This is a genomic window from Elizabethkingia occulta, assembly GCF_002023715.1.
GTDB lineage: Bacteria > Bacteroidota > Bacteroidia > Flavobacteriales > Weeksellaceae > Elizabethkingia > Elizabethkingia occulta.
Window position 1 is genome coordinate 1 of sequence record NZ_MAHX01000009.1, and the last position, 5,541, is coordinate 5,541.

Below are 5,541 nucleotides of genomic sequence, written 5' to 3' on the forward strand. Positions count from 1 at the left end.
TGGTCATGTTAATAAAATTTATTAGTTTTGCCCACGCAAAAATGGTTAATAAAAGAACTGTTTAAGCGGAGTAGAGTTAATAAATATGACTGAAAAAAAACTTCAAAAAAGTTTTTGTAAATCGGAAAAAGTTTTTATCTTTGCACTCGCAAATCTGAAACACTGACAGAAGAGATTTTGGAGGAAGCGAAAAGAATAAAAGATCATTGAAAATAAAATAACAACCAAGTAAGGAAAAACCAAAGCGTCAATTTTAAATTGAGCCTCAGTTTAAGGAAACAAACATACAATGGAGAGTTTGATCCTGGCTCAGGATGAACGCTAGCGGGAGGCCTAACACATGCAAGCCGAGCGGTAGAGATTCTTCGGAATCTTGAGAGCGGCGTACGGGTGCGGAACACGTGTGCAACCTGCCTTTATCAAGGGGATAGCCTTTCGAAAGGAAGATTAATACCCTATAATATATGATTCGGCATCGGATTATATTGAAAACTACGGTGGATAAAGATGGGCACGCGCAAGATTAGCTAGTTGGTGAGGTAACGGCTCACCAAGGCGACGATCTTTAGGGGGCCTGAGAGGGTGATCCCCCACACTGGTACTGAGACACGGACCAGACTCCTACGGGAGGCAGCAGTGAGGAATATTGGACAATGGGTGAAAGCCTGATCCAGCCATCCCGCGTGTAGGAAGACGGCCCTATGGGTTGTAAACTACTTTTATCTGGGGATAAACCTACTTACGTGTAAGTAGCTGAAGGTACCAGATGAATAAGCACCGGCTAACTCCGTGCCAGCAGCCGCGGTAATACGGAGGGTGCAAGCGTTATCCGGATTTATTGGGTTTAAAGGGTCCGTAGGCGGACTGATAAGTCAGTGGTGAAATCCGACAGCTTAACTGTCGAACTGCCATTGATACTGTTAGTCTTGAGTAAGGTTGAAGTGGCTGGAATAAGTAGTGTAGCGGTGAAATGCATAGATATTACTTAGAACACCAATTGCGAAGGCAGGTCACTAAGTCTTAACTGACGCTGATGGACGAAAGCGTGGGGAGCGAACAGGATTAGATACCCTGGTAGTCCACGCCGTAAACGATGATTACTCGTTTTTGGGTTTTAGGATTCAGAGACTAAGCGAAAGTGATAAGTAATCCACCTGGGGAGTACGTTCGCAAGAATGAAACTCAAAGGAATTGACGGGGGCCCGCACAAGCGGTGGAGCATGTGGTTTAATTCGATGATACGCGAGGAACCTTACCAAGACTTAAATGGGAAATGACAGCTTTAGAAATAGAGTTTTCTTCGGACATTTTTCAAGGTGCTGCATGGTTGTCGTCAGCTCGTGCCGTGAGGTGTTAGGTTAAGTCCTGCAACGAGCGCAACCCCTGTCACTAGTTGCTAACATTAAGTTGAGGACTCTAGTGAGACTGCCTACGCAAGTAGAGAGGAAGGTGGGGATGACGTCAAATCATCACGGCCCTTACGTCTTGGGCCACACACGTGCTACAATGGCCGGTACAGAGGGCAGCTACCTAGTGATAGGATGCAAATCTCGAAAGCCGGTCTCAGTTCGGATTGGAGTCTGCAACTCGACTCTATGAAGCTGGAATCGCTAGTAATCGCGCATCAGCCATGGCGCGGTGAATACGTTCCCGGGCCTTGTACACACCGCCCGTCAAGCCATGGAAGCTGGGGGTACCTGAAGTCGGTGACCGTAACAGGAGCTGCCTAGGGTAAAACTAGTAACTAGGGCTAAGTCGTAACAAGGTAGCCGTACCGGAAGGTGCGGCTGGAACATCTCATTTTAGAGCGTCTTAAGGACGATAAACAAAATTAAGGTACTTAAATGTACTGCTTACTTAAACAAAGCACAGCTTTGGTTTTACTTTGGTTGCTATTTAAGAAATAACCCTTTAGATTAGTAACAGGGATAGAGAGATTTTAGATTATGAATTATAGATTTTAGATTGAATTTAAAATTAAAGATTTAAAATTTGAAATTAAGAACGAAGTCTCGTAGCTCAGCTGGTTAGAGCGCTACACTGATAATGTAGAGGTCGGCAGTTCGAGCCTGCCCGAGACTACTAATTGAAAAAGGGGAATTAGCTCAGCTGGCTAGAGCGCCTGCCTTGCACGCAGGAGGTCAAGGGTTCGACTCCCTTATTCTCCACAGTTTTGTTGGACTGATACCAGTATACGAATAGAGCCAAAATAAATATTCGTTTATCAGGAAGATAGAAAGAATAAAAAGATCATTGACATTAACGGTAAAATTGACATCACAAAGAGATAACCGAGCACTCCTTGAGTGCAGAGTAAAATAAAATTAGGAAAGAAATCGTTAAGGGCGTATGGCGGATGCCTAGGCTTTCAGAGGCGAAGAAGGACGTGGTAAGCTGCGAAAAGCTGCGGGGATTGGCACACACGAATTGATCCGCAGATGTCCGAATGGGGCAACCCGGCATATTGAAGATATGTCACCCAGCAATGGGAGCAAACCCGGAGAACTGAAACATCTAAGTACCCGGAGGAAAAGAAATCGAAGAGATTCCGTAAGTAGTGGCGAGCGAAAGCGGATTAGCCCAAAAGTCTTTATATGTTTAATAGAACACACTGGAAAGTGTGGCCATAGAGGGTGATAGCCCCGTATATGAAAGGCATACATAGATGATAAATGAGTAGGGCGGGACACGTGAAATCCTGTCTGAATATGGGGGGACCATCCTCCAAGGCTAAATACTCCTGAAAGACCGATAGTGAACAAGTACTGTGAAGGAAAGGTGAAAAGCACTTCGAATAGAAGGGTGAAATAGAACCTGAAACCGTACGCCTACAAGCGGTCGGAGCAGCTATATGCTGTGACGGCGTGCCTTTTGCATAATGAGCCTACGAGTTAATCTTACTAGCGAGGTTAAGGACTTAAGGTCCGGAGCCGTAGCGAAAGCGAGTCTGAATAGGGCGGATAGTTAGTGGGATTAGACGCGAAACCTTGTGATCTACCCATGGGCAGGTTGAAGCTTTGGTAACACAAAGTGGAGGACCGAACCGGTTGACGTTGAAAAGTCTTCGGATGACCTGTGGGTAGGGGTGAAAGGCCAATCAAACTGGGAGATAGCTCGTACTCCCCGAAATGCATTTAGGTGCAGCGTCGATATAGTTTATTAGAGGTAGAGCTACTGATTGGATGCGGGGGTTTCATCGCCTACCAATTCCTGACAAACTCCGAATGCTAATAAATGATTGTCGGCAGTGAGGGCATGGGTGCTAAGGTCCATGTCCGAGAGGGAAAGAACCCAGACCAACAGCTAAGGTCCCTAAATATATGCTAAGTTGAAAGAACGCGGTTGGACTGCATTGACAGCTAGGATGTTGGCTTGGAAGCAGCCATTCATTTAAAGAGTGCGTAACAGCTCACTAGTCGAGCGGTCCGGCATGGATAATAATCGGGCATAAGCATATTACCGAAGCTATGGCAGTATTTAATACTGGGTAGGGGAGCATTCTATTTGCGCCGAAGCAGTACTGTGAGGTATTGTGGAGCGGATAGAAAAGAAAATGTAGGCATAAGTAACGATAAAGGGGGCGAGAAACCCCCTCACCGAAAGACTAAGGTTTCCTCAGCCATGCTAATCAGCTGAGGGTTAGTCGGGGCCTAACGCGAAGCCGACAGGCGTAGTGGATGGACAACGGGTTAATATTCCCGTACCAGTATATTAATAAAAGTGACGGAGTTGGAAACTAGGTGCGTACTGACGGAATAGTACGTTGAAGTAACTGAGAGGTTACGATAGTACAGCAAATCTTCGGATGCGCTGATAATCCTGGGGACCCGCTTCCAAGAAAAGCGAAATATACTGCCCGTACCAAAACCGACACAGGTAGTCGAGGAGAGAATCCTAAGGTGCTCGAGTGAGTCGTGGCTAAGGAACTAGGCAAAATAGTCTCGTAACTTCGGAAGAAGAGACGCCTCCCTCCGGGGAGGCCGCAGTGAAGAGGCCCAGGCGACTGTTTATCAAAAACACAGGACTCTGCTAAATCGAAAGATGCTGTATAGGGTCTGACACCTGCCCGGTGCTGGAAGGTTAAGGAAGGGCGTTAGCGTAAGCGAAGCGTTTGACTGAAGCCCCAGTAAACGGCGGCCGTAACTATAACGGTCCTAAGGTAGCGAAATTCCTTGTCGGGTAAGTTCCGACCTGCACGAATGGTGTAACGATCTGGGCACTGTCTCAGCCACGAGCTCGGTGAAATTGTAGTATCGGTGAAGATGCCGATTACCCGCAATGGGACGAAAAGACCCTGTGAACCTTTACTATAACTTCGTATTGACTTCGAGTAAACAATGTGTAGGATAGGTGGGAGGCAGTGAAGCAGGCACGCTAGTGTTTGTGGAGCCAACGTTGAAATACCACCCTTTGTTTACTTGGAGCCTAACTTCTACGGAAGGACATTGCGTGGTGGGTAGTTTGACTGGGGTGGTCGCCTCCAAAAGAGTAACGGAGGCTTTCAAAGGTACCCTCAGCACGCTTGGTAACCGTGCGTAGAGTGTAATGGCATAAGGGTGCTTGACTGTGAGACCTACAAGTCGATCAGGTGCGAAAGCAGGACATAGTGATCCGGTGGTTCCGTATGGAAGGGCCATCGCTCATAGGATAAAAGGTACTCCGGGGATAACAGGCTAGTCTCCCCCAAGAGCTCACATCGACGGGGAGGTTCGGCACCTCGATGTCGGCTCGTCACATCCTGGGGCTGGAGAAGGTCCCAAGGGTTGGGCTGTTCGCCCATTAAAGTGGCACGCGAGCTGGGTTCAGAACGTCGTGAGACAGTTCGGTCTCTATCTATTGCGGGCGTTAGATGTTTGAGAGGGCTTGATTCTAGTACGAGAGGACCGAATTGAACAAACCTCTGGTGTATCAGTTGTACCGCCAGGTGCACCGCTGAGTAGCTATGTTTGGAAGAGATAAGCACTGAAAGCATATAAGTGCGAAACTCGCCTCAAGATGAGACATCTTTTAAGGGTCGTTGTAGATGACGACGTTGATAGGCTATAGGTGTAAAGGCAGTAATGTCATAGCCGAGTAGTACTAATTACCCGTAGATTTATAGCCTAATCAGGCTTAAAGCTAAAAGCAATAAGTAAGCTTTGCAAAAATACTTAAGGAGTGCGCTAAAGGTTATGCCTTTGTGATGTTGAAACTACCGAGAAAGAAATTAGAAGGAAGAAGTTAGAAATTAGATTGCATAAATCTAATATCTAAGGTCTAAAATTCTAAGTTCTAAAATATATAACAAACTTTAGGGTGGTTATAGCGGTGGGGCTCACCTGTTCCCATTCCGAACACAGAAGTTAAGCCCACCAGCGCCGATGGTACTGCTAACGCGGGAGAGTAGGTCGCCGCCAGTTTTTATTTTTGAAAAGCCTTTGCATAATAATGCAGAGGCTTTTTCGTTTTTAGGATATTACTATTCCTAAACTATCCACACAATCCATCCAAAATAACTCAACTCAATATACCTAACTATTAACCAACCAGAATGGTTATAAT

2 tRNA genes and 3 rRNA genes are annotated in these 5,541 nt (G+C 46.2%); all 5 read left to right on the top strand.

Annotated elements, in window-relative coordinates:
* The first annotated feature begins 286 nt into the window (after window positions 1-286).
* A 16S ribosomal RNA gene (locus BAZ10_RS06360) occupies window positions 287-1,803 on the top strand.
* A 205-nt stretch (window positions 1,804-2,008) separates the two neighbouring features.
* Window positions 2,009-2,082: transfer RNA gene (locus BAZ10_RS06365), tRNA-Ile, on the top strand.
* A gap of 12 nt (window positions 2,083-2,094) precedes the next feature.
* A tRNA-Ala gene (locus BAZ10_RS06370) sits at window positions 2,095-2,168 on the top strand.
* A 161-nt stretch (window positions 2,169-2,329) separates the two neighbouring features.
* Window positions 2,330-5,103, top strand: a 23S ribosomal RNA gene (locus tag BAZ10_RS06375).
* A 188-nt stretch (window positions 5,104-5,291) separates the two neighbouring features.
* Window positions 5,292-5,399 (top strand): 5S ribosomal RNA (gene rrf / locus BAZ10_RS06380).
* The 16S, 23S and 5S rRNA genes sit together here with 2 tRNA genes alongside, the layout of an rRNA operon.
* Window positions 5,400-5,541 lie beyond the last annotated feature (142 nt).